General features: G+C 57.8%; 24 protein-coding genes, 1 tRNA gene and 2 riboswitches. Of the genes, 10 read left to right on the top strand and 15 right to left on the bottom strand.

The features are described from left to right. Window positions 1–12: 12 nt before the first annotated feature. The 9 genes from thiC to GBCGDNIH1_RS12865 form a co-directional block, all read right to left on the bottom strand. Window positions 13–1,845 carry a phosphomethylpyrimidine synthase ThiC gene (gene thiC / locus GBCGDNIH1_RS12905; RefSeq protein ID WP_011630816.1) on the bottom strand — a complete coding sequence of 611 codons (1,833 nt, stop codon included), beginning with the start codon at window positions 1,843–1,845 and terminating at the stop codon, window positions 13–15. A 73-nt stretch (window positions 1,846–1,918) separates the two neighbouring features. After that, window positions 1,919–2,043, bottom strand: a riboswitch (TPP riboswitch). 52 nt (window positions 2,044–2,095) lie between these two features. Further along, the gene (locus tag GBCGDNIH1_RS12900; RefSeq protein WP_050748368.1) at window positions 2,096–3,073 is read right to left on the bottom strand and encodes a quinoprotein relay system zinc metallohydrolase 2; all 978 of its coding nucleotides are present in this window, start codon (window positions 3,071–3,073) and stop codon (window positions 2,096–2,098) included. A gap of 80 nt (window positions 3,074–3,153) precedes the next feature. Further along, the gene (locus GBCGDNIH1_RS12895) at window positions 3,154–4,098 is read right to left on the bottom strand and encodes a glycosyltransferase family 2 protein (protein WP_011630814.1); all 945 of its coding nucleotides are present in this window, start codon (window positions 4,096–4,098) and stop codon (window positions 3,154–3,156) included. 5 nt (window positions 4,099–4,103) lie between these two features. Further along, a complete protein-coding gene (rfbD, locus tag GBCGDNIH1_RS12890; RefSeq protein WP_011630813.1) occupies window positions 4,104–5,009 on the bottom strand; it encodes a dTDP-4-dehydrorhamnose reductase in 906 nt (301 codons plus the stop codon). Beyond that, on the bottom strand, window positions 5,006–5,572 hold the full coding sequence (gene rfbC, locus GBCGDNIH1_RS12885; protein WP_011630812.1) for a dTDP-4-dehydrorhamnose 3,5-epimerase: 567 nt from the start codon (window positions 5,570–5,572) through the stop codon (window positions 5,006–5,008). Before rfbC ends, rfbD begins: the two co-directional genes overlap by 4 nt. A 53-nt stretch (window positions 5,573–5,625) precedes the next feature. Further along, the gene (rfbA, locus tag GBCGDNIH1_RS12880; protein ID WP_011630811.1) at window positions 5,626–6,501 is read right to left on the bottom strand and encodes a glucose-1-phosphate thymidylyltransferase RfbA; all 876 of its coding nucleotides are present in this window, start codon (window positions 6,499–6,501) and stop codon (window positions 5,626–5,628) included. Window positions 6,502–6,504: 3 nt separating this feature from the next. After that, window positions 6,505–7,554, bottom strand: a complete 1,050-nt coding sequence (gene rfbB / locus GBCGDNIH1_RS12875; protein WP_011630810.1) for a dTDP-glucose 4,6-dehydratase — start codon at window positions 7,552–7,554, stop codon at window positions 6,505–6,507. Window positions 7,555–7,875: 321 nt separating this feature from the next. Beyond that, window positions 7,876–8,550: an RluA family pseudouridine synthase gene (locus tag GBCGDNIH1_RS12870; protein WP_011630808.1), complete on the bottom strand. Its 675-nt coding sequence runs from the start codon at window positions 8,548–8,550 to the stop codon at window positions 7,876–7,878. Beyond that, on the bottom strand, window positions 8,547–9,017 hold the full coding sequence (locus GBCGDNIH1_RS12865; protein ID WP_025285685.1) for a PH domain-containing protein: 471 nt from the start codon (window positions 9,015–9,017) through the stop codon (window positions 8,547–8,549). Before GBCGDNIH1_RS12865 ends, GBCGDNIH1_RS12870 begins: the two co-directional genes overlap by 4 nt. A gap of 87 nt (window positions 9,018–9,104) precedes the next feature. Here GBCGDNIH1_RS12865 and GBCGDNIH1_RS12860 point away from each other — a divergent pair, with 87 nt between their 5' ends. From GBCGDNIH1_RS12860 to GBCGDNIH1_RS12455, 5 genes are all read left to right on the top strand, one after another. Beyond that, on the top strand, window positions 9,105–10,136 hold the full coding sequence (locus GBCGDNIH1_RS12860; RefSeq protein ID WP_011630806.1) for a zinc-dependent alcohol dehydrogenase family protein: 1,032 nt from the start codon (window positions 9,105–9,107) through the stop codon (window positions 10,134–10,136). 117 nt (window positions 10,137–10,253) lie between these two features. Then, window positions 10,254–11,174, top strand: a complete 921-nt coding sequence (locus GBCGDNIH1_RS12560; protein WP_011630805.1) for a cation diffusion facilitator family transporter — start codon at window positions 10,254–10,256, stop codon at window positions 11,172–11,174. Continuing rightward, the gene (locus GBCGDNIH1_RS12525; protein ID WP_080504472.1) at window positions 11,125–12,012 is read left to right on the top strand and encodes an energy transducer TonB; all 888 of its coding nucleotides are present in this window, start codon (window positions 11,125–11,127) and stop codon (window positions 12,010–12,012) included. The genes GBCGDNIH1_RS12560 and GBCGDNIH1_RS12525 overlap by 50 nt, the downstream gene beginning before the upstream one ends. Window positions 12,013–12,040: 28 nt before the next feature. Next, complete coding sequence (locus GBCGDNIH1_RS12460; RefSeq protein WP_011630803.1) at window positions 12,041–12,613, top strand: cob(I)yrinic acid a,c-diamide adenosyltransferase; 573 nt, start codon at window positions 12,041–12,043, stop codon at window positions 12,611–12,613. Window positions 12,614–12,967: 354 nt separating this feature from the next. Further along, window positions 12,968–13,825, top strand: a complete 858-nt coding sequence (locus tag GBCGDNIH1_RS12455; RefSeq protein ID WP_025317984.1) for an SDR family oxidoreductase — start codon at window positions 12,968–12,970, stop codon at window positions 13,823–13,825. A gap of 580 nt (window positions 13,826–14,405) precedes the next feature. Here GBCGDNIH1_RS12455 and GBCGDNIH1_RS12445 read toward each other — a convergent pair. Both GBCGDNIH1_RS12445 and GBCGDNIH1_RS12440 read right to left on the bottom strand, forming a co-directional pair. Beyond that, window positions 14,406–15,053, bottom strand: a complete 648-nt coding sequence (locus GBCGDNIH1_RS12445; RefSeq protein WP_011630801.1) for a ferritin-like domain-containing protein — start codon at window positions 15,051–15,053, stop codon at window positions 14,406–14,408. Window positions 15,054–15,372: 319 nt separating this feature from the next. Next, on the bottom strand, window positions 15,373–15,675 hold the full coding sequence (locus GBCGDNIH1_RS12440) for a DUF6496 domain-containing protein (protein WP_011630800.1): 303 nt from the start codon (window positions 15,673–15,675) through the stop codon (window positions 15,373–15,375). 398 nt (window positions 15,676–16,073) lie between these two features. Here GBCGDNIH1_RS12440 and GBCGDNIH1_RS12415 point away from each other — a divergent pair, with 398 nt between their 5' ends. Beyond that, window positions 16,074–16,589 carry a ferritin-like domain-containing protein gene (locus GBCGDNIH1_RS12415; protein ID WP_011630799.1) on the top strand — a complete coding sequence of 172 codons (516 nt, stop codon included), beginning with the start codon at window positions 16,074–16,076 and terminating at the stop codon, window positions 16,587–16,589. Window positions 16,590–16,787: 198 nt separating this feature from the next. After that, a complete protein-coding gene (locus tag GBCGDNIH1_RS12315; protein WP_011630798.1) occupies window positions 16,788–17,477 on the top strand; it encodes a type 1 glutamine amidotransferase domain-containing protein in 690 nt (229 codons plus the stop codon). A gap of 245 nt (window positions 17,478–17,722) precedes the next feature. On the opposite strand, the gene GBCGDNIH1_RS12280 is transcribed toward GBCGDNIH1_RS12315, so the two are convergent. Next, window positions 17,723–17,796, bottom strand: a tRNA-Gly gene (locus GBCGDNIH1_RS12280). A 56-nt stretch (window positions 17,797–17,852) separates the two neighbouring features. After that, a riboswitch (SAM riboswitch) is annotated at window positions 17,853–17,932 on the top strand. A gap of 51 nt (window positions 17,933–17,983) precedes the next feature. Here GBCGDNIH1_RS12280 and metZ point away from each other — a divergent pair. The 3 genes from metZ to folE all read left to right on the top strand — a co-directional run bounded on the left by metZ (window position 17,984) and on the right by folE (window position 20,518). Continuing rightward, on the top strand, window positions 17,984–19,189 hold the full coding sequence (gene metZ / locus GBCGDNIH1_RS12245; RefSeq protein ID WP_050748497.1) for an O-succinylhomoserine sulfhydrylase: 1,206 nt from the start codon (window positions 17,984–17,986) through the stop codon (window positions 19,187–19,189). 129 nt (window positions 19,190–19,318) lie between these two features. Then, entirely contained in the window at window positions 19,319–19,729 is a 411-nt protein-coding gene (gene apaG / locus GBCGDNIH1_RS12030) for a Co2+/Mg2+ efflux protein ApaG (RefSeq protein WP_025317981.1), read from the top strand. Between the two features lie 186 nt (window positions 19,730–19,915). Then, entirely contained in the window at window positions 19,916–20,518 is a 603-nt protein-coding gene (gene folE / locus GBCGDNIH1_RS11755) for a GTP cyclohydrolase I FolE (RefSeq protein ID WP_038515735.1), read from the top strand. Between the two features lie 94 nt (window positions 20,519–20,612). On the opposite strand, the gene choV is transcribed toward folE, so the two are convergent. From choV to GBCGDNIH1_RS11010, 3 genes are read right to left on the bottom strand one after another with little or no spacing between them, the layout of a single operon-like run. After that, complete coding sequence (gene choV, locus GBCGDNIH1_RS11750; RefSeq protein WP_011630794.1) at window positions 20,613–21,881, bottom strand: choline ABC transporter ATP-binding protein; 1,269 nt, start codon at window positions 21,879–21,881, stop codon at window positions 20,613–20,615. Further along, the gene (gene choW / locus GBCGDNIH1_RS11215) at window positions 21,878–22,729 is read right to left on the bottom strand and encodes a choline ABC transporter permease subunit (RefSeq protein ID WP_011630793.1); all 852 of its coding nucleotides are present in this window, start codon (window positions 22,727–22,729) and stop codon (window positions 21,878–21,880) included. The genes choV and choW overlap by 4 nt, the downstream gene beginning before the upstream one ends. 19 nt (window positions 22,730–22,748) lie before the next feature. Then, a complete protein-coding gene (locus GBCGDNIH1_RS11010; RefSeq protein ID WP_025317978.1) occupies window positions 22,749–23,702 on the bottom strand; it encodes a choline ABC transporter substrate-binding protein in 954 nt (317 codons plus the stop codon). Window positions 23,703–23,868 lie beyond the last annotated feature (166 nt).

Raw genomic sequence — 23,868 nt, 5'->3', positions numbered from 1 at the left:
CAGATCGGTCGGTCAGCGGTCCTCCTTCGCCGGGGCGTGTTCCGGCACATACAGCGTCGCACCCATGTCGCGGAACTCGGCGCTTTTAGACTCCATCCCCGCCATGCGTGCAGCTTCTTCCCTCAAATCCTGCGTGATCTTCATAGAACAGAATTTCGGGCCGCACATCGAGCAGAAATGAGCCACTTTGTGCGCCTCTTTCGGCATGGTCTCATCATGGAAGGCCTGCGCCGTATCCGGATCGAGCGACAGGTTGAACTGATCCTGCCACCGGAAGGAGAAGCGGGCACGGCTGACTGCATCATCCCTCAGCCGGGCCGAGGGATGGCCTTTGGCAAGATCAGCGGCATGGGCGGCAATGCGGTAGGTGATGACACCGGTCTTGACGTCATTACGATCCGGCAGCCCCAAATGCTCCTTGGGCGTGACGTAGCAGAGCATGGCGGTGCCGAACCAGCCGATCATCGCCGCGCCAATCGCGGAGGTGATATGGTCATAACCGGGCGCGATATCCGTGGTCAGCGGCCCAAGCGTGTAGAAAGGCGCCTCCCCGCAGACGGCCAGCTGCTTGTCCATGTTGGCCTTGATCTTGTGCATCGGCACATGGCCCGGACCCTCGATCATCACCTGACAACCATGGTCCCAGGCGATTTTGGTCAACTCACCAAGCGTTTCCAGCTCGGCGAACTGCGCGGCATCGTTGGCATCGGCGATGGAGCCGGGACGCAGCCCGTCCCCGAGCGAGAACGACACGTCGTATTTGCGCATGATCTCGCAAATCTCGTCGAAACGCTCATACAGGAAGCTCTCACGGTGATGGGACAGGCACCAGCGCGCCATAATGGAACCACCGCGCGAGACGATCCCCGTCACACGGGACGCCGTCAGCGGCACATGAGCCAGCCGCACACCGGCATGGATGGTGAAATAGTCGACGCCCTGTTCCGCCTGCTCGATCAGCGTGTCGCGGAACACTTCCCAGCTCAGCTTCTCCGCCTCACCGCCCACTTTTTCCAGCGCCTGATAGATCGGCACGGTGCCGATCGGCACCGGCGAGTTGCGCATGATCCAGCCACGGATATTGTGAATGTTACGGCCGGTGGACAAATCCATCACCGTATCCGCGCCCCAGCGTGTGGCCCAGACCATCTTCTCCACCTCTTCCGCGGCGGAGGACGTCACGGCGGAGTTGCCGATATTCGCGTTGATCTTCACGAGGAAATTCCGGCCGATCGCCATCGGCTCGATCTCCGGGTGATTGATGTTCGCCGGAATAATGGCCCGGCCTGCCGCCACCTCGGCCCGCACGAATTCGGGGGTGATGAAGGCGGGGATGCTGGCACCGAAATCCTCGCCATCGGCGCGACGGGCCTCGGCCCCTTCCAGCATGCGGGCACGGCCCATGTTTTCGCGGTGCGCGACATAGATCATCTCTTCCGTGATGATCCCGGCACGGGCGAATTCAAGCTGGGTGACCAACTGGCCCGGCTTGCCCTCGAACACGGTATGCGGGGCGGGACAGGGCGTCACCAGACGATCCGCCGGGGCATAGCCGTTATCGGCCGCGGTCACCTCGCGCGGGGTGACGCTGGCATAGCCGCGCCGGGCCAGCCACGGTGCGCGCAGCGGCAGCAGACCCTGCTCAAGATCGATATGCGAGGATGGATCGGTATACGGGCCGGATGTATCGTAGACCCGCACCGGCTCCTCCCTGGCGGAAGGATCGAGCGCGATTTCCCGGAACGGGATCGCCATATCGTCCCGTCCCTCGACAGGCACGTAAATCTTGCGGGAACCCGTGATCGGGCCAAGAGTGACAGTGGTGGGTTTGGTCTGAACGGTCATGCGCGTTTCCTCAAGCTCCGCGAACCGACTACAGAACCAACGCGGAGAAAGGGTACCGTTCGGGCGATGCCCGTTTTCGGCGCGATCCCGTCCCTACGCCGGTGCTAACCGGATCAGGTGTCAGGGTCACCATGCGCCTGCCATAATGGCGGCCTGACGGTATCTCAGCCCTCTGCCAGGGCCCCCCTCGGATGCTGCGACCCTCGGCGTAACTGCCCCGCAAGTCAAGCGCACAAACGCGGCTGCACCCTTATTCCCATTCAAGTTCGTGATAGGCTTCCTCGACATTGCGGCCATTATAATCCGCAAACAGCGCCCAGCGGTCCTTCTGCCCGACCGCTACCTGATGCGCGGCCTGACCGATCGGGACATTATCAGCAATAGCCTTGCGCGTTTCGGTCAGCAGCGTGTCCAGATACAGCCGCAAAGCTTCCACCCCGGCGCTCCATCCGGTCAGGGAGGCCGCATCAACCGGGCCATGCCCAGGCACCATCCGTGCAGGGCGGATCGCCGGTAACGTCTTCAAAACGCCAAGCCAGCCCTTGAGGCTGCCATCCAGCGCCGGAACACGGCGGACAAACAGCAGATCTCCGGTAAACAATGTACCAGTGGAGCGATCCAGCACCGACAGATCGGCATCCGTATGCGCCTTCGGATGCGCCGTCAGCGCCAGCACGCGATTGCCCAGATCAATCTCGGCTATGTCTCGGACCGGCATGGTCGGCATCACCACCGGCCCTGCCCGACCTTTGCCGAGAATCTCATCCAGCTTGTCACGATAGAACGTGCCCCGTGCCGCAAGGGCCGCCGTCAGCCTGGCATGGCCGACAATCACCGGATGGTCGTCCAGAAAAGCCCCGGCACCGAAGCCGTGATCGGGATGCACATGGGTGATGATCACATGACTGACCGGCAGACTGGTCCGCGCCCGGATTGCCGCCCGCAGACGCCGCCCGTCCTCAAGACAGCCGCCCGGATCGATCACCGCGACCGAACGCCGGCCGATGACGAAGCCGATATTGGCAATGGCATCCTGATTCTCGGCGGTCGCGTCCTCATCCACGCCATGGCGGACGAAAATGCCCGGCGCAGCCTCCTGAAAAACCCAGTCAGGCGCTGCGGCGCGGGTCGGGCGCAGGCAGCAGAGGCAAAATCCCAGACCAACGCCCGCACCCAGCACGGCACGCCGCCCGAAAGAGACTGACTGCACACGGGCCGGGCCTGTCATCGTCTTTTCCTGCTCCCTCAAGCGTCCAGAGATTAGGCGCGGCCCGTCGTGACATCGTCAAGAGTGCGCCACGACGTCCGTTAGCCGAGCAGAAACCACAGGCGAAACAGCCAGCTTTCAGCCAGACCATGGCGACGCAGGCCGGGGATCAACCACCCGCGGAGCCGGGAGATCGGGCCGCCCTGCATGGCATGCCGCATCCGCGCCAGATCGTTGCGGGCAGAAGGAGTAAGGCAGGTTTCCATCTCCGCCAGCACGGCCAGATGCTGCCGGAACAGGGTCATGAAACGCCGCGGCCCCCGCCGCAAGGCCGCAATAGCCCGCACCAGCGTCGAGGAGGGTGCCCCCACCGTATTATCCTGATGCTGCCGGTAAAGAATGACGGCCTCATCATCAGCCATGAACACGCCGCCACAGCCGGCCGTGAGAATGAAGGCCCACCAGTCATGCATGCCCTCTTCCGGCGGGGGCCTGACCAGCATCAGCGAGCCCAATGCAGGGGTCAGCACCGCCGTGCATCCGGTCACGACATTCTGCGCCAGGGCCCGCGGCAAGGACAGGGTTTGCTCCAGCCCCGGATCAAAGGGGGGAGAAACAGAGAGAAGCTTCAGATCACTATCCACCAGCCTCTGCCGTGCGCAATACAGGCCGGGCATATGGGGATCAAGCCTTTGTATCCGCGCGACTGCGCGTGCCAGCTTCTGCGGCAGCCAGACATCGTCCTGATCGCAAAAGGCCAGCAGGGCCTCCGGCATCGCCGCATGGGCATGGCGCAACAGCCACAGGAAGCTGCCGCATGCGCCCAGTCCGGATGGACCTCCGGCATGGTGGCAGCGCTCCGGGCCGGCCTTTGCCGCAAATGAGTCCATCACGGCAATGGTCGCATCGGTGGAACCATCATCCCGCCAGAACAGCACCCAGTTCCGATGAGTCTGCTCCAGCAGACTATCCAGCTGCTCCGGCAGGTAGCGGGCACCCTGATAGGTCGCCAGCAAAATGGCGACAGGCGGTTCGGCCGTGCTCAATCCGGTCAGCCCGGCGCACCTTCCGTGCTGAGTTGATCGACGATAAGGGCGATGCTGCCCTGCCAGTCCGGCATCCGCACCCCGAACACCGTTTCCAGCCGGGTGCAGTCCAGCCTTGAATCAGCCGGGCGACGGGCCGGGGTCGGCCAGTCAGACGTCTTGATAGGATGCACGGCAGGTCGGGGAGCGCCATGCTTCGCCGCCTGTTCGAACACCGCTTCCGCCAGACCATGCCAGGTGGTGGCACCGGTTCCCGCTGCATGGGTCGGGCCGAAATAGGTGTCGTTCCAGCCTTTTTCCAGCTTCTTCGCGATGTCGAGAATGGCTTCCGCCAGATCGGCCGCACTGGTGGGATTGCCTTGCTGATCGGCCACCACCCGCAGCGTGTCGGTCTTGCGGGCGGCATTCAGCATCGTTTTCACGAAATTCTTGCCGGTATGGGACACGACCCACGCGGTACGCAGCACAATGGCCTGACGGCAGGTGGCCAGCACCGCATCCTCCCCTGCCAGCTTGGTCCGACCATAGACACCGGTCGGATTGGTCGGGTCGGTTTCCACATACGGCGCACCTTTGCTGCCGTCGAACACATAATCAGTGGAGATGTGAATCAGCGGAATCCCCGCCACCGCGCATAGCTCGGCCAGCCGGGCAGGACCGTCGCGATTGGCCCGCTCCGCCGCCGCGACATCACTCTCCGCCGCATCGACCGCCGTATAGGCGGCCGCATTGACCACCAGAGAAGGCGACACCTCACGAAACACGGTTTCAATCGAGTCTGGACGGTCGAAATCGAATTCCGGCCGCCCTACCCGTCGGACAGAAACACCCCGTGCCTTCGCGGCTTCCTCAAGCGCGAGGGCGACCTGACCGCTGCCACCCGTCACCAGAATAGGGCCGCTCATGCTCACTGCTCCCCGTAGGTGAACCAGCCTTTTGCCGCCGAGAAAGGCGGCAACTGGAGATCTTTCTCGGACGTCACAACCTCTTCCGGCGCAACGGGCCAGGGCAGGTCCAGTTCCGCATCGTTCCAGATCACGCCGCGCTCGGCGGATTTATCGTAATCGCCGGTGACCTTGTAAATGACTTCCGTATCCGGCTGGAGCGTGCAGAACGCATGCAGAAAGCCGCCGGGAACCCAGAGCTGCTGCCAGTTCTCCGCCGATAGCTCCGCCGCCACCCACTGGCCGTAGGTCGGGGAGCCAGTGCGCGCATCCACAGCGACATCCCATATCGCCCCGCGCACGCAGCGGACCAGCTTGCCCTGCACATTCGGCGCCACCTGACAATGCAGGCCGCGAATGGTGCCACGCTGGGCAGACAGGCTGTGATTATCCTGCACGAAAGTTCCGGAGATCCCGCCTTCCGCGTATTTGCGATGCTGATAGGTCTCGGAGAAAAATCCCCGATTATCGCCGAAGCGGTCCGGCGTCACCAAAATCACCTCAGGAATAGCCAGCCGTTCGAATTTCATCGCACACCTGAATTATGTCGGTCATCCAGAGAATAAACAGGCGGAAAAAACGCTTACTGCGCCCCTTCCGCCAGTTCGGCCAGCAGGCGGCCCAGCTCGGTTTTCGCAAGCAGCCGCGCCTGCGCCTTCAGCTGATCCGCATCGATAAAGCCCATCCGGAAGGCGACCTCCTCCGGACAGCCCACCAGCAGACCCTGCCGATCCTGAATGGTCTGCACAAAGGTCGCGGCATGCAGCAGGGAGTCGCATGTTCCGGCATCAAGCCACGCACAACCACGGCCCAGACGCTCCACATGCAGCGTATGGCTTTCGAGATACATCCGATTGATATCGGTGATTTCCAGTTCTCCGCGGGGGGAGGGCTTCACCGCCGCTGCGTATTCCGACACTTTTTCGTCATAGAAATACAGACCGGTCACCGCCCAGTTTGATTGAGGGGCCGCCGGTTTTTCCACGATTTCCAGTGCCCGCCCGGCATCATCGAACGATACCACGCCGTAGCGCTCCGGATCCCGCACACGATAGGCGAATACCGTCGCCCCTTCCGGACGGCTGGCGGCGGCGCGCAGCATGACCGACAGGTGATCGGCGAAAATGAGATTATCGCCGAGCGCCAGCGCACAGGCCTGACCTTCCAGCCAATCCCGTCCGATCAGAAATGCCTGCGCCAGTCCTTCAGGCTTGGGCTGCACGGCATAGTTGAACTTTACCCCGAACCGATCCCCGGTGCCCAGCAGGCGCTGGAACTGCGGCAGATCCTCCGGGGTGGAGATGATCAGGATATCGCGTATCCCCGCCAGCATCAGCGTGGACAGCGGATAATAGATCATCGGCTTGTCATAGACCGGCAGCAATTGCTTGCTGGCAGCCAGGGTCATCGGGTGCAGGCGGGTGCCCGAGCCACCGGCGAGAATGATGCCTTTTTTCATGATTCAGCCCGCCGTTCCCAGACGCTGGCCGGCATAGCGGCCACTGCGAATCCCTTCCCACCACGTGCGATGATCCAGATACCATTGCACGGTACGGCGGATGCCTTTTTCGAAATCATGCGGTGCTTTCCAGTCCAGCGCGGCCTCCGCACGGGAGGGGTCGATCTCGTAGCGGAAATCATGACCGGGCCGATCCGTCACGAACCGGATCAGGCGTTCACGCTTTCCGCCCGCATCAGGGACAAGTTCATCCAGCACGGAACAGATGGTGCGCACGACCTCGAGATTACTGCGTGGCTGACGGGCACCGATGGCGTATGTGCCACCCGGCTCGCCCCGCTCCAGCGTCCGCACCAGCGCCTCGGCATGGTCATCAACATAGAGCCAGTCACGCTGGTTGGAGCCGTCGCCATACACCGGCAGTTCTTTCCCCTCCAGCGCATTCAGCGTCACCAGCGGGATCAGCTTTTCCGGGAACTGCCAGGGGCCGTAATTATTGGTAGTGTTGGAAACGAAAGTCGGCATTCCATACGTGTGGTGCCAGGCACGGACCAGATGGTCCGACCCCGCCTTGCTCGCCGAATACGGGCTGCGAGGATCATAGGAAGTCGTTTCCGTAAACGGAGGATCGCCATTTTCCAGCGCTCCGAACACTTCATCGGTGGAGATATGATGGAAACGCCCCCCCCCTTCAGGGCGGTGTGCCGACCAATGTTCACGGGCGGCCTCCAGCATGACGAGGGTGCCGACCACGTTGGTCTGCACGAACTGGGCCGGGCCATCAATGGAGCGGTCAACATGGGATTCCGCCGCCAGATGCATGACCGCATCCGGGCGATGGGTGGCAAACACCTGCGCAATGGCCGTTGCATCACAGATATCGGCCTTCACCAGCGTATGGCGAGGATCGGTCAGAGCCTCCTCCAACGCATCTTCGGAGGCGGCATACGTCATTTTGTCGACGTTCACCACGCTATGAGCGGTATCACGGATCAGATGCCGTATGACGGCCGAGCCAATAAAGCCGCATCCACCCGTAACCAGAATCCGCATGAAGCCCGCACTCCTGAAAAGCCTTATTCAAACGGTGCTAGTCATTGCAGCCCTGACGATCCCCGGCAAGCGAGCTTTCACATTTTTTCATGATCTGGAGGCAGACAGTTATGACAATTCCAAATTTACGGCTCGCCCTCACCGAATGGTTTAAAAGTCTGACGGGTCTTTTCATCTCCGGTATTCTTTTGTCCTTCAGAATTTGTATCCGTTACCAGATGCTGAAAATCATGGAATGCTTTGAAGGAAAAGGATATTATTGTAAATAACGTTAATGTTGCATAAAAATCCCACTCAGAATTGCATAATACTGCCTTACCTTTACGGAAAATTGAATCCGTACCGCCGCATATGCGCTGGCACAGGTGCGCGCACTTTTATGACCGGGTCCAGGGGAAGGCGAATTTCGCATGCCAGCAGACAAAGCGGCGCATCCCTGCCATCGCCATAAACAGGATCGCCCAGAATCGGGCAGCCAAGCAGGGCGCAATGCACACGCAGCTGATGCGTCCGTCCGGTCAAGGGCGACAGTTCCAGCCAGCTAAGACCATCCTGATGCTCCATGATACGCCATGATGTGGAGGCTGACTGACCCTGTGCATCCTCCACCATACGCCAGTGCCCGCGCCCGGCTTCTCCGCTCTCGCTACGACGGCTCAGCTTGCGGTCGATCCGCCCCTCCGCTGCCGGAGGTGCCCCCCGTACCACCGCCCAGTAGCGTTTGCCGGCCTGCCCTTTCGCGAACATGGCCTGCGCCTCCAGCAGCGGCGTCTTGCGCAGCGCGATGATCAGGCAGCCACTGGTATCCGTATCCAGCCGATGCGCCAGCCATGGCCCCTCCTTGCGGCGGGAAAGCAGGGGAAACCAGTCCTCCACACTTGGGCCTCCCGCAGGACCGGCATGCGCGGGCAGCCCGGCCGGCTTGTTAAGCACCACAAAATGCTGGTCCTGATAGAGAATATCCGGCCCCGCCCGGAGCAGATCCAGGCGTGTCATTCCGCCAGCGCCGCGTTACGAAGATCGAGCGGCCTTGCGACACGGCGGATAGTCTCCATACCGCCACCGGTGCCGCGTAACGTGACATCGCCATAGCCCAGCCAACGGCCCACCAGCCCTTGCTCTACATCCACGGATTCAATTCTGACGACATTGATATCCACGGTCCGACGCACCAGCACGCCCTGTTTGTAGATTACACGGCGATCCGTCACCACGATTTCCGTCCCGAAACGCCTCCACCACGCCTTCAGCGCGGCATACAGGCCGAGTATCATAAGAATCAATCCGCCCCCCAGCGCGAGCGTACGCACACCCTGACTCTCCACTGCGCCGGCCACGGTGCCCGACAGAAGCGGAGCCGCCATGATACAGACCATAGCCCGCGCATAGATCACCCAGTGCAAGCGGGTGACGAACAGAATATATTCGTCATCCTGCAGAATTGACCTGACATAAGTCGCCATTATCCGGTCCGCCTGCCATACTGCCCGCCATACTGCCCGATTGGCATACCGTCCCCCGCATGTCACCGCGAGAATCGGAGACGTCTCATGAAGCTATACCGCCTGCCCGGCCCGCACGGAATTGTCCCTCAGGGATTTGACAGTCTTTACACGACCGAGGCCCCGGAACCGAAACCCCGGCGAGGACAGGTGCTGGTACGGTTGAGGGCGGCCTCTCTGAACTATCGTGATCTTCTGGTCGCACGCGGACAGTATCCGCTCAGTCCGGTACCGCCTGATCTGATCCCCCTCTCCGACGGGGCAGGCGAGGTCGTTGAAACCGGGGAGGATGTCACCCGCTTTCAGCCCGGCGACCGGGTAGCTCCCTGCTTTTTCCAGAGCTGGCATGATGGCCCGATCACCGAACGGGACGGGGCCAGCGCACTCGGGGGCGCCATTCACGGCGTGCTGACGGAATATGCGGTGTTCGAACAGGATGGTCTGGTGCGCATCCCGGATCATCTCTCCTGGGAAGAAGCAGCCTGTCTGCCCTGTGCCGCAGTAACGGCATGGCACGCCCTGTTCGGCGGCACACCCGTTCAACCGGGCCAGACAGTGTTGACACAGGGCACCGGAGGAGTCTCCATCTTTGCGATCCAGTTCGCCAAGGCCGCTGGGGCGCGCGTGATTACCACCTCGTCCTCTGACAAAAAGCTGTCACGCGCCCAGGCTCTGGGGGCCGATGAAGGCATTAATTACCGTAGCCGGCCCGACTGGCATAAGGCCGCAACTGCCCTGACCGGAGGTCTTGGCGTCGATCACGTTGTGGAAGTCGGCGGCTCCGGCACGCTTCCGCAATCCATCCGTGCCACGCGGCTGGGCGGCCAGATCCATCTGATTGGCGTGCTCACCGGTCAGAACGAGATCAATCCTCTGCCTCTGATGGCCCGGTCCCAGACTCTCCGCGGCATCTATGTCGGCTCCCGCGCGATGTTCGAGGCGATGAACGTCGCCATCAGCCAGCACCGGATCAGGCCAGTGATTGACCGCGTCTTTCCTTTTGCCGAAGCAGTGGCAGCCTATCGCCATCTGGAAAGCGCCACCCATTTCGGCAAGGTCGTCATCCGCCTGGATGAGTAGCAGCTGCCGGTCAAGCCCTCCCCTGCGTCAAGGTTGCACCCGCCACCTGTCAGCGATCGTTGATACAGAACTGAGGCGTCTGCTAAGGCGCTGCCCAAGGACCAGGGGAAGCAGCTGATGGATCAGGCGGCGCATAACGAGACTTCAAGCCGCCGGACGAAAATGGTCGCCTCAGGCACCATCGTGATCGGGATTGTCGTCCTGGGTTTGAAGCTGCTCGCCTGGCGCATGACGAACAGCACCGCGTTGTTTTCCGATGCTATGGAAAGCATCGTGAATGTCGCCGCCTCCCTGATGGCATTCGCGGCGTTGGTCTATGCGCAGCGTCCGGCCGACGACAACCATCCTTATGGTCACGGCAAGATCGAATTTTTCGCGGCTGTCGGGGAAGGGGCACTGATTCTGGTCGCCGCCATGGCGATTTTTCAGGAAGCATGGCATGCGATTCAGCAACCCCGGATTCTGCTGGATGCTCCGTTTTCCGGCATAGCCCTGAACGGCGCCGCCACCATGCTCAACGGCCTGTGGGGCTGGAGGTTGATGAAAACGGCACGGCGCACCCATTCCCCTTCGCTGAAGGCCGATGCCTCCCATCTGCTGAACGACGTGGTCTCCTCCTCCGGGGTGGTGGCCGGCTTGCTGGGGGCGTGGCTGGTGGGGCAACCGATTCTTGATCCTTTGCTGGCCGGGCTGGTAGCGGTCTACATCCTTTGGTCCGGCTTTCGGCTGATCAGGGAATCAGTCGGAGGGCTGATGGACGAGGCCCCCACCCCGGATGTGCTGGAGCGCATCCGATCCGTAGTCAGCCTGCATGCGGAAGGCGCGCTGGAAGCCCATGACCTGCGCACAAGACGCTCGGGACAGCGGACATTCCTCCAGTTCCACCTCGTCGTGCCGGGCGATATGACGGTTTCCGAGGCGCACACCATATGCGACAAGGTGGAGGCCGCACTCCAGGCGGAAATCGCGCATCTGGTCACCACGATTCATGTCGAACCTGACAGCAAGGCAAAGCATAACGGCATCCTCGTCCTTTAGGACGGGGGCGTCATCATCCTTTAGGACGGGGGCATCATCGTCCTTTAGGACGGGATTTGGCTGGGCGCTGCTGGCCGGGCTGCTGCTGCATCTGCTGTTGCTCGCGGCCCTGACAGCACCGGAATGGCTTCCTGCCGGATGGCTGGCCCCACCGTCACCGCAAACGCCCCCTTCACAGGCCCAGATTGAAATGGTGGTGCAGGACACGCCCAGCGTCGGCGATGCCGCCCGGAAGGCTGGCGGTGCTCCGCAACCCCCGTCTCAACAGCCATCGGATCAAACGACTCCCGCGGCTCCTCCGCCTTCACCACCTCCCCCTTTGGCAATGCCGCAGGCCGATATGGCCGGTGATGTTCCAGCACCTCCTGCCGGCGTGCAGGCCCCTTCCCCCCAGGATGCGCCGAAACAGCCGCAGAAAACCGCCAGCGCCCCTCCCTCCGCAACGCCTGCCCCGTCTTCATCTTCGTCTTCATCGCCGTCATGGGAACAAACCGATCTCGGCAGTACAGAAGTCCGGTTGGGTGATCCCGATAGCGGCACCGGAATCGTAACGGGGCCGGTCATTCCCGCGAAACCGGATGCGAAGTTCCACAACAAACCACCGGCCTATCCACGAGAAGCCGCGCTGAGGGGAGAACATGGCACGGTCGATACCATCATCCACATTCAACCGGATGGCTCGGTTGGAGAGGTTGAGATCATCTCCAGCTCCGGCTACGCGATGCTGGATGTGGCAACCTTACAGGCCCTGAAAAAATGGCGGTTTCATCCCGCCATGCAGGATGGTCACCCTGTCTCGGCAATTTTCCCTTTTTCCGTCAATTTCGTGACGCATTGAAACCTGTCTGCACAGGGAGAGAACAACCATGAGCATCAGAATAGACCGGGTCACGACACGCGGCGGTGATGGCGGCATGACCTCCCTCGCCGATGGCAGCCGCCTGCCTAAAGATGCAGCCAGAATCGAGGCTCTTGGCGCGGTTGATGAACTCAACGCCGTGCTGGGCGTGCTGACGCTGCATGTGCCGGAGGCAGAGCGCATCATTCTGCACGCTATTCAGAACGATCTGTTCGACCTTGGTGCCGTGCTCTGTTTTCCGTCCCCCGAGAACAATGCATCCCCCGCCCGAGGCATAGGGGAAGACGCAGTCGCCAGGCTGGACACATGGTCCACGGACTGGAACCGGAGCCTGCCTCCTCTTCGCAGTTTTATCCTGCCGGGCGGCACCGAAGGGGCGGCTCATGCTCATCTCGCCCGCACAGTCGCCAGACGGGCTGAGCGGCGGGTCATGAGCCTCACCAGAACCGAGGCGGTGGATGGAGAAATCATCCGTTATCTCAACCGTCTGTCCGATCTTCTTTTTATTTTGGCGCGTCGCCTGAACGCAGGCGCTGATATCCTGTGGCAGCCCGGCGGCCAATCACAGAAAACAGGCTGACCAGACAATCAGCCTTTTTTGGAAAGATCAGCAGAGCCGATCTTATGGTTCTGGTCATCGCCTTCAAGTCAGCGAGTTGAATAACCCCGCAGTATTGATGGTTGCACCAATCAATACCCATATCGAAATCAGCGTTGTATCCGTTGATGATCCGGAAGATTTGTTTTGAATAAGCAATTATCTAAACAAGCTAGCAGAAAAGGCTTTATTCACCGAAACTATCCTGACCTTGCCGCGTAGAAGGTACTGGCCTGCCGCATTCCATCCATCACGGATGTCTCACGGCAACGCATTACCGGCCCATTGATACGCAATTGTACGGCCGGACGCATTCTCACCAGCATGGAGAGATCGATGACCGGAAACACCGCAGAAACCTTTTCTGTACAGACACAAGAACCGCCTGGCCGGACTGATGCCATGCGACCAAAGCCCGACCACGGTGAAACCACCTATAAGGGCTCGGGGCGGCTGAACGGAAAAAAAGCCTTGATTACTGGAGGTGATTCCGGAATTGGTCGAGCGGTCGCAATCGCCTTCGCACGCGAAGGGGCTGACGTCGCTATTGCCTACTATAACGAACATGATGATGCGCAAGAGACAGCATCATGGGTGGAACAGGCCGGGCGCAAGGCCATTCTGCTGTCAGGCGACGTAGCGGACAGACAGCATTGTCTTATGCTGATTCAGCGGACAGTGGATGAGTTTGGCGGTATTGATATTCTCGTCAACAACGCTGCCCATCAGAAAAGCATCGAAAAACTCGATGATATTGACGAGGCTGAGTGGGACACCACGTTCCGCACTAATATTTACAGCATGTTCTTCCTCTCGCAGGCCGCTGTACCGCATATGAAACAGGGCGCTTCCATCATCAACACCACTTCGATCAATGCGGATTCCCCATCAGCTCATTTACTGGCATATGCGACGACAAAGGGTGCTATCGCAAATTTCACAGCTGGACTTGGAGAACTTCTTGCACCACAGGGTATCCGTGTAAATGCCGTAGCCCCAGGGCCCATCTGGACACCGCTGATCCCCTCGACAATGCCGCCCGAAGCCGTGCGAACATTCGGCCAGAACACACCGATGGGTCGAGCCGGACAGCCGGCGGAAGTCGCTCCTCCTTATGTTCTGTTGGCATCTGATGAAGCGAGTTACATTACCGCTGCCATTATTCCCGTCACTGGAGGTAGACCCATGCTGTAAATCAGCACACATGCTCCGTCTGCCACATGCTTCCTGTGGCAGACAAATAAATCACGGAAGCATTTTATAGCAGGGCAAAAAGAACATGCGCTGTGAAAGCGTTATCAACCCGGGCATGCAAAGACAGGCCTAAAATGTCATAGCTCTGAAAGTGTACGATCGTATCATCATCGTATGTGCAATGCTTCCCCTATCAAACCAATTTTTATGTTGGGTAAGACCGGATGGGGGCCATTTACCAGCCCCCTGATTTCCGTGATGGAGGGCAGAATACAAGCCAGTATTTGCCTTATGGTTTGTTTCAGACCTCGTAGGAAGGCTTTATGACGACGTAATGAAATTTATTGGATCTGAATTTTAGATTTCCCATATCCAATACATTATAGAAATTCTTAGGCATACGGAGTCGACGAAAATATCATCCCGTAAGTGACATGCCAAAATCATATTTTTTATGATGGCAATTTGATTTCCTCTTTGTTCTCTTACTCGGTCGTTGGATTTTTCCATCAAACTGGCGCTGTCAAACTGACTATTGGAAATTTTTTTTGCAGCGCCAGTTGTTTTCCTTCTTCATATGTTATTTCGTTGTCTGGGAATTGGCCCGTTGATTGCTAAGCTTATTGGCAATTTCGGTTAGCAGGGCATCAGTTCTCTTTTCTTCTTGCAGAGTTTCATCCAACAATTCTTCTGCTTCAGAAAGACCAAGATTAGCTGCCCATGTTTTTAGCGTGCCATACCGGGTAATTTCATAATGCTCAATCGCCTGAGCAGTGCCAATCAACACTGCATCAGACGAATTTGATCCACCGAATTCTTCCAAATCCTCCTCCATCTCGGCAAGAATTCCTTGCATAGCTTCACAAGTTTTCGCACGTGGGGACTTACCTATCAGCTCGAAGATCTGGTTGAGACGCTCTATTTGCTGCATCGACTCACTTCGATGCGTCTCAAAGGCATTCCGCAACTCTGGTTCCTGCGCTACTTGCTCAGATTTTTTCAGCGCCTTTACAATTTGCTTTTCAGCAAAATAGATATCTTTCAGCGTTTCATAAAACGCGTCAGACAAAGTCTTTTCCTTTGTCGGCATGATTTTCTCCATTTCGCTTTTTCGATTTAAATCGTTACAGGGCCCAATTCTGCCCGTATCGCCGCTGTTTTCCCATCCGATCGATACAGGGCCCGCCACTTCTAACAACACCGTCCAAGCGAAGTTGCGTGCCGGCAACCCTTTAGTTTCCGCTCTATGAAACAGGAACGGAAAAAAATATTGTCTGTGTAAATATTCTACTTGTTTTAGAGATCATTTCCTTTATAGATCTTGCATTATTTTATAAAAATAATCTTAATTTCTGGAATATTTTTATATCGCGCACGTCTTCTATCCGGATAGGATGTGAATCGACTGTTTTCTTTCATTTCCAGGTCAATTGCAGCAAAACCACTGCAAATGAATCTGGACAATAAGCAAGATGCTACATTCAGACGCATGAACCCCGCACACAAATACTGGCAGGGAAAAAACCATGATAATGTGCAGGACAATCCTATCCCCGTTTATCACGCGCATGGTCGCGCTTCAATATTCGGTCCTGTGATGCTTTGCCCTCTTTTTTAGCCTGAGCCGTCTGCCCCTTTCTTTCTTTTTCCTTTGTTCTCTTCAGGTTTTGCTTGTTTTTTTGGTCTGACTCCTGGTTCGTTTCGCCGGCTTCATGCAATGCAATTGCGATCGCTTGCTGGTGGGTCTGAACATTCTTCCCACCCTGTGCCCGCGTCTTGAGTTCACCATGCTTGAACTCATGCATTACGCGCCTGATCGTAGCCTGCTGTTCTTTCGATTGCTTTGCCATGATGATACTCTTTTCTAGCCCATATCAGGAAAAATTAATAATTCCCTTAATTTAGCAACATTTTTTAGAATTAAAATAATTATCCTCCTTTGTAAGATTCTACCAAACCGAAATATCATTATTCTTAGATGAAACTTACCGATCTTGGAAATCGTTTATTAAAATGGCTCATGCTATTTATTTTTTGTTTGTTAGGTAAAAGCTGCAAAATATGTGGCAATTCCTATGATACAGACTAGAAAGTAGCGTATTGGTGTCGAAGCTACCAATAAACCCGTGATTGGAACGGCATTTCAGGCAGCACGAAACATCTATTCTGATCAATGCCATAATCGTGTTGAGCGAGAACGTTCCCCTTACAAATACACCTACATGATCTTCAAGAAAGGAGGCATCTTATGCCCACATCAGAAAAAGCCAGAGACGTTTTCATTTTAGGTTTGCGTAATCAACATGCGGTCGAAAACCAAGCTGTAGAACTTTTACAAAGGCAAATTGGCCGCTTGGAGAACTATCCAGAGTTGTCACAGCGTATGGTCGAACATGTCAATGAATCCCAACGTCAGGCTGAGCGCATTGAACAGCTTCTTATTCGGTATGATAGCACCTATTCAATGATTAAGGATGCTGCCATGTCATTAATGGCCAATATGGCTGCACTGGGACATGCCTTTGCCGGAGACGAAATCCTGAAAAATTCGTTCGCCAACCTTGCCTTTGAAAATTACGAAATTGCATCTTACCATGCATTGATCACATTGTCAGAACTTTGCGAAGATCCGCAGGCGACGTCTTCTCTTAACCAGTCACTTGAAGAAGAACAGTCTATGGCGCTCTTCATCGAGCGTCATATTGACCCAACAACCCGTCTGTATATCGCTCGCCTCGAACAGGACCAGACAGCGGGTCGATAAAACAGTTACCGCCGATCACTAGAAAGGCAGCAGTATAAAGAGGCCCCGCCGATTGGTAGGTTGCAGAGGTCGACTGAGCCGTCGCCACGACATAGTGAAGCGGCCATCGTCCTGACGACTTCTATCACTGCATTCGTGAAAACAGTCAGGGTATCTCGTGGGGGCCTTAGGCTGCACCGGCAGACTGGAGGCTCCGTCATGCAAAAGTGTGTCCTGCACGTCGTTACCAATGTTGGGCATTTCAATAATACGGGTCATGATCCGACTGGATTGTGGTTGTCGGAATTGACAGACGCTTGGCATGTATTCGGCGCCAAAGGCCTTCAACAGCAACTCGTCAGTCCCAAAAGTAGCCCGGTACCGCTGGACCCGCGTTCCCTGAGATGGCCTCTGCTCGGCGCCTCCGCAAAAGCGTGGCTGGCCGACCCGGGACATAAGTCGCTCCTGTCAACAACTGCACGGCCAGAGCAAATCGATCCGCAGGATTTTGCAGCGATCTATTTCACGGGGGGCCATGGCGTAATGTGGGATATTCCCGAGAACGAAGGAATTCAGGCCATCACGCGCGCAATCTGGGAAAACGGTGGTCTCGTATCTGCTGTCTGCCATGGCTATTGTGGTCTGCTGAATACTCGGCTGACAGACGGCAAGCTTCTCGTTGCCGGAAAGAAAATAACGGGCTTTTCCTGGACCGAAGAGATAATCAGCGGGCTTGTCAAGAAGCTTCCCTATAGCGCGGAAGCTGAAATGAAGGCGCGGGGAGCGCGTTACGAAAAGGCAGTATTGCCATTTCTTTCCCATGTCGTAGCGGACGGTCAACTGATCACTGGTCAGAACCCATTTTCTGCCAGAGCAACTGCTGAGAGGGTTTCGGGCCTGCTTTCATAAAATTGCAGCGCCTCTGATGAAAAGCAGGGGCGCATAGCAGGACTGTTACCGGTGAAGGTGCCTTTGCAGACTCGGCAATCATCGCCTTCTTTTCCTGCAGAACCTCTCTTAAGCGAGATGCTCCATGGGGAAAACACGTGCCAAGTCCCTGAAACAGTTTTGGCACGGATTTGGCACAGCGGAACAAATCGTGGCAGCGAAGGCCGCGCCAGCGCACACAAGCTATTGATTGATCAGGGAAATTATGGAGCGGGTGAAGGGAATCGAACCCTCGTATGCAGCTTGGGAAGCTGCCGTTCTACCATTGAACTACACCCGCCTGTGTCTTTCCTATACGGCGGAGACGTTGACGACGCAATCCGGTGGGCATTAAGAAGTCCTCTCCCTCGCGATTTGTCCGGCCAGCTTGCGGCGAGGTTAAATAATCGCGCTAAAGAGGCCTGGGGAGCGTTGTTCGCACCCCTATGGCTGTCGAGGCCGGGCCAGTGAAGGAGGCCCGCAAGGTCATGACACAGTTTAAAAACCACTCTGCATCTCATTCCGCCTGGCGTCCCGCCACCACCCTTGTGCATGGCGGCACCGAGCGAAGCCATTTCGGGGAAACGGCAGAGGTTCCTTTCCTCAGCTCCGGGTTTGTCTATGACAGCGCGGAGCAGGCCGAAAACACCTTTCTGGGCACCGAGCAGCATTATCAGTACTCCCGCTTCGGCAACCCGACCATTTCGGTGCTGGAAAAACGTCTGACCCTGCTGGAAGGCGCTGAGGCCTGCCGGGTCACAGCCAGCGGCATGGCCGCGGTGAATGCAGCCCTGCTGAGCCATCTGAAAGCCGGTGACAGGGTTGTCGCCAGCCGTGCCCTGTTCGGCTCCTGCTACTGGATTGTCGCCAACCTGCTGCCACGTTTCGGGATTGAGGCCGTTTTCGTCGATGGCGGAGACCTCGATCAATGGCGCGATGCGCTGGCCACACCAACACAGCTGGTTCTGCTGGAGACCCCCTCCAATCCCATGCTGGATGTGCTTGACCTGCGGGCCATTGCCGATCTGGCCCATGCATCGGGCGCCATCGTTGTGGTGGATAACGTCTTCGCCACGCCCTTGCTGCAAAAGCCGCTGGAGCTAGGGGCGGATGTCGTCGTCTATTCCCTGACCAAGCACGCGGACGGACAGGGGCGCGTGCTGGGGGGGGCTGTGCTCGGCAGCAATGACTGGGTGGAGAACGTGTTGCAGCCATTCACCCGCAATACCGGCCCTACCCTGTCCGCTTTCAATGCATGGGTGATCACCAAGGGGCTGGAAACGCTGTCGCTGCGTGTCCATGCAGCCTCCGCCTCCGCCGCCCGCGTGGCGGATTTTCTGGCCACCCGCCGGGAGGTGGCACGGGTGCTCTATCCGTTCCGCGAGGATCACCCGCACAGCACATTGGCCCGGCAGCAAATGAGCGCAGGCGGCACGCTGGTCACCGCCGATCTGGGAGATAAGGAAACCGCCTTCCGGGTGCTGAACCGGCTGCAACTGATTGCGATCTCCAACAATCTGGGCGACAGCAAATCCCTCGTGACCCATCCGGCCACCACAACCCATATGCGGATCGGGGAGGCGGAACGGGCCAGGCTGGGAATCGGGGATGGCGTCATCCGTCTTTCTGTCGGACTGGAGGATGCAGAGGATCTGTGCGCCGATCTGGCACAAGCCTTGAACGGAGCGGCGTGAAAACCCGCCACGCCTGAGAAAGAGGCCGGATTGTGCGACCCCAATCCGGCCTGGCGCCATTGCGATCAGGGGCGAGGCCCCTCATTCTATAGACATGTCTGTCAGCACCACACGATTGATGATCCTCTCATGAGCGATGATAACACGTATGTCTGCGTGACCCGGCACATCCGGGTGACCGTCCAGCCAATCTATCTGGCCGATCAGTCCCGCCCCGATGGTCACCATTTCGTATGGGCCTATCGGGTCTGTATCGCCAATGAAGGTTCTTCCACGGTTCAGCTGCTTCAACGTACCTGGCATATCACCAATGCGCTGGGCCATACCCAGCATATTCACGGTGACGGCGTGGTAGGGGAGCAGCCTGTGCTGGAACCCGGTGAAGAATTCAACTACACGTCCGGCACGCCGCTCGATACGCCCTCCGGCTTTATGCACGGAACATATCATATGATCGAAACGTCCTCCGGTGAGGCCTTCGACATCACCATTCCGGCCTTCAGCCTCGACAGCCCCCATCAGAACACAAAGCTGCATTGATATGGCTGCCTGACTGAAAACCCGGTTCCGCATCTTCCGGCATTGGCGTAGCGCCCTCATCACCCCATAAACGACCATGACCGCGTCTCATCGCGGTGCCTACATCCCCTGCCCTTACGCAAGAGGACTACCGAGTTGACCGATGCGCCTTCGCTCCGCCCCTCTGATCTCCCTGCCGAGGCGGGCATGCCGGAGACCACTCGCCCGAGCCGCCAGGAAGCCGAACAGGCTGTGCGTACCCTGCTGCGTTGGGCTTGTGATGATCCGACCCGCGAAGGTCTTCAGGAAACTCCCTCCCGCGTGGTTCGTGCTTATGAGGAGTGGTTTGCAGGCTATCACGATGATCCGGTGAAGGTGCTGGAACGGACATTCTCGGAAACCGAGGGATATGATGAGATTATCCTGCTTCGGGGTATCCGCATCGAGAGTTTCTGCGAACATCACATGGCTCCGATCATCGGTCGCGCCCATGTTGCCTATCTGCCGCGCCACCGCGTCGTGGGCATCAGCAAACTGGCACGGGTGGTGGAGGCTTTCTCCAAGCGCCTGCAAATTCAGGAAAAACTGACTGCGCAGATCGCCAATACGATCGACTCAGTCCTTCAGCCGCACGGCGTGGCCGTTATCGTCGAGGCTGCGCATCAATGCATGACGACTCGTGGCGTGCACAAGACCGGCGTCAGCATGGTCACCAGCCGCATGCTGGGTGTGTTCCGCACCAATCCAGAAACCCGGCGGGAGTTGATGGCCATGATCAATAATCCGGTCCAGCCCAGCGCCCTAGGCTGATCACGGCACCAATCCTAAACTAAACATAAAGCGGGCACCCTGATTACTATCAGGGTGCCCGTTTCACATCGAAAGAAACCGCCGATCAGGCAGATCAGACCAGTTCCGGCAGGACGGCCTGATTGCTGCGTCGCTCCAGCCCACTGAACGCCTTGAGAATTTCACCATCATCGCACACACCACGCAGCTGGCCCTGATCCACCAGCAGCACGGGATAACCGGTTGCCTGACGCAGATTGACGACCATCCGCAACCCGGCCGACAGCGGCACAGCCGCGATCCCCTGCGGTACCTGACCATCACTCTCCGGATCAAAAGATTCAATCTGGTAGACCGGAACCTGGACGTCGTTCAACGAAGCGGAGAGAATGACTCCTCCCCCACCCAATGCGACTTTCAAAGTGCGGGCACTATCCAGCAGCACGACATCGCCTTCCCGCGCGAATGTCGATAGTGGCCGCATCAGCGTCTCGGCACACAGCACATTCAGCGGGTTCATGTGCCGGACAAATTCCTCGACATAATGGTCAGCAGGACGCAGGACGATATCCTCCGGCGTACCCGTCTGCACGATGCGGCCACCTTCCATGATCGTGATGTGATTGCCGAGCTTCAGTGCCTCATCCAGATCATGACTGACGAACACGATGGTCTTTTTGACGCGGCTTTGCAGCTGAAGCAGCTCATCCTGCAATTTGGCGCGGATCAGCGGATCCAGCGCGCTGAACGGCTCATCCATCAGCAGGATATCGGCATCGGTGGCGAAAGCACGGGCCAGCCCGACACGCTGCTGCATACCACCCGACAATTCATGCGCGTAGCGATCAGCCCATGCGCTCAGACCGACCAATTCCAGCTTCTCATCCACCACCACACGGCGATCGGCAGTGGAGACGCCGCGTAATTCCAGACCGATACCGACATTTTCCCGCACTGTGCGCCAGGGCAGCAAAGCGAATTGCTGAAAGACCATCGCTACCCGTTCCATACGGGCCTTGCGAAGCGTTCTGGCATCACAACTGGCAATATCGACAACATCGTTATCGCCATGACGCAGCAGGACGGAGCCGCGGGTTACCTTGTTTAATCCGTTTGCCGCACGCAAAAGGGTAGACTTGCCGGAACCCGACAAACCCATCAACACACTGATTTCACCGTGGCCGACCTTCAGATTAGCCCCTGCAACACCGACGACAACGCCGGTGCGTTCGAGAATATCTGCCCGGCTGACACCGGACTCGACCAGACCGATGGCCTCACGCCGGGTTTGCGTTGATCCGCCGAACAGGATGTCAACATCCCGAAACTCGACGGCCGGAACGGAAACAGCATCCGGGCTGCCCTGTTTATCGCTGATCATCATGATTGATCCTCAGACGGGCGGAACACACGATCCAGCATAATGGCCAGCAGCACAATCGCCAGCCCGGCTTCAAACCCGGTATCCACGCGCACCGTATTGAGTGCCCGCACGACCGGCACACCAAGACCGCCGGCACCCACCAGCGCCGCGATCACCACCATGGACAGGCTCAGCATGATGCACTGGGTCAGACCGGCGAGAATCATGGTCTTCGCCCCCGGCAGTTCCACCTTCCACAGCAATTGCCAGCGCGTTGCGCCAAACGCTTCACCGGCCTCGATCAGAGGTCTCGGCACGGAGGAAATACCAAGCTGCGTCAGACGGATCGGGGCAGGCAGTGCGAAAATCACTGTGGAAATCAAGCCCGGCACCGCCCCCAGCCCGAACAGGACCAGGGTTGGAATCAGATAGACGAAGGTCGGCAGGGTCTGCATCAGATCCAGCACCGGCCGCATCCCCTGCGCCAGCCAAGGACGATGCGCCGCCGCAATACCCAGCGGCACCCCGATCAGGGTGGAAACCAGCGCGGAACTCAGGACCAGCGCCAGAGTCTGCATCGTCTCATCCCAATAGCCCTGATTCAGAATGAACAGCAGGGCCGCCGCAGTGAACACGGCAATGGAGACAGATCGTCGCATCACATAGGCCAGCACCGCCAGGAGCACGATCATCAGCGGACCGGGCACGCTCAACAGCAGAGAAGAAAAGCCATTGATAACGGCACTGACCGCAACAGAGATCGCGTCAAACAGGCCCTGACTATGATGCTTTAACAAGTCGATCAGACGAGCAATCCATGCGCCGACAGGAATTTTCCTGTCACTGATCCAGTCGGTAATCCATTCCATCGCCGCGTTTCCTTACTGATCAGTCGCCCAGTTTAGCCTTGACGGCTTCCCAGCCCGGCGAACCATCATAAGTCGTCACGCCATCCAGCCATGTTTTGACAGTGTCGGGATTGCTGCGGAGCCAGGCTTTCGCAGCCTTCGGTGGATCGACATGATGATTCATGATCGCATCCATCATTTTATTCTCACCATCGAGCGAGAAATGCATATTGTGCAGCAGCTTCCCGACATTCGGGCATTTCTCTGAATAGCCCTTCCAGGTGTTGGTGAAGATTTCAGCGCCACCGTAGTTCGGGCCGAATTCCTTGTCACCGCCGGTCAGATACTGGATCTTGTAAAGTGTGTTCATCGGATGAGGCTCCCATCCCAGAAACACGATGGGTTCCTTGTTCCGGATTTTGCGGTCTATTTCAGCCAGCATGCCCTGCTCGCTGCTTTCAATCAGCTTGAACTTGCCAAGATTATTGGCGTTGCTGCCGATCATTTCCAGAATGTGACGGTTGCCGTCATTGCCCGGCTCGATGCCATAAATCTTGTTGCCGAGCTTGTCGGCGAACTTGCTGATATCGGCAAAGTCATGCAGCCCGGCATCATAAAGATATGCGGGAACAGCCAACGTATATTTAGCCCCGGTCAGATTGGGGCCTATAATATCGAGGGACGCCTCATAAGGTTTCCGGTCAGCGGCACCGGAAGGCATCCAGTTGCCGGTGAAAACATCAAGCTGCTTGTCTGCAAGCGACCGGTATGTGACCGGAAGCGACAGAAGCGCCACATCCGGGCGATAGCCGAGATCCTTCAGCAAAGCCGCCGTCACCGCTGTGGTGGCGGAAACATCCGTCCATCCGATATCGGACAGGCGCACCTTACGACAGGAAGAGGGATCAGCCTGGGCCGCAGTGCTGGCAAACAGGCCAAAACTCACACCCGCCATCAAGACCGCACGCAAGCGCGCAGTCACGGAATTCAGCATGTTCATTCCTCCATCGATACAAAGGGCAAGACTATCGCCTACCCCGGCCATGAACCGTCGCAATCGCCATGTTCAGCCGGAAGTCTGAATGCCCCCGATCCCCCCAGGAGAAAGAAGCAAGCTTCATCTTCCGTTTCCTCATCAGCCTTCCATTCGCTTATGCAAT

This window comes from Granulibacter bethesdensis CGDNIH1 (assembly GCF_000014285.2).
Lineage (GTDB): Bacteria > Pseudomonadota > Alphaproteobacteria > Acetobacterales > Acetobacteraceae > Granulibacter > Granulibacter bethesdensis.
Note: the sequence above shows the minus strand (reverse complement) of the source record. Positions and strands in the feature narration are given on the sequence as shown.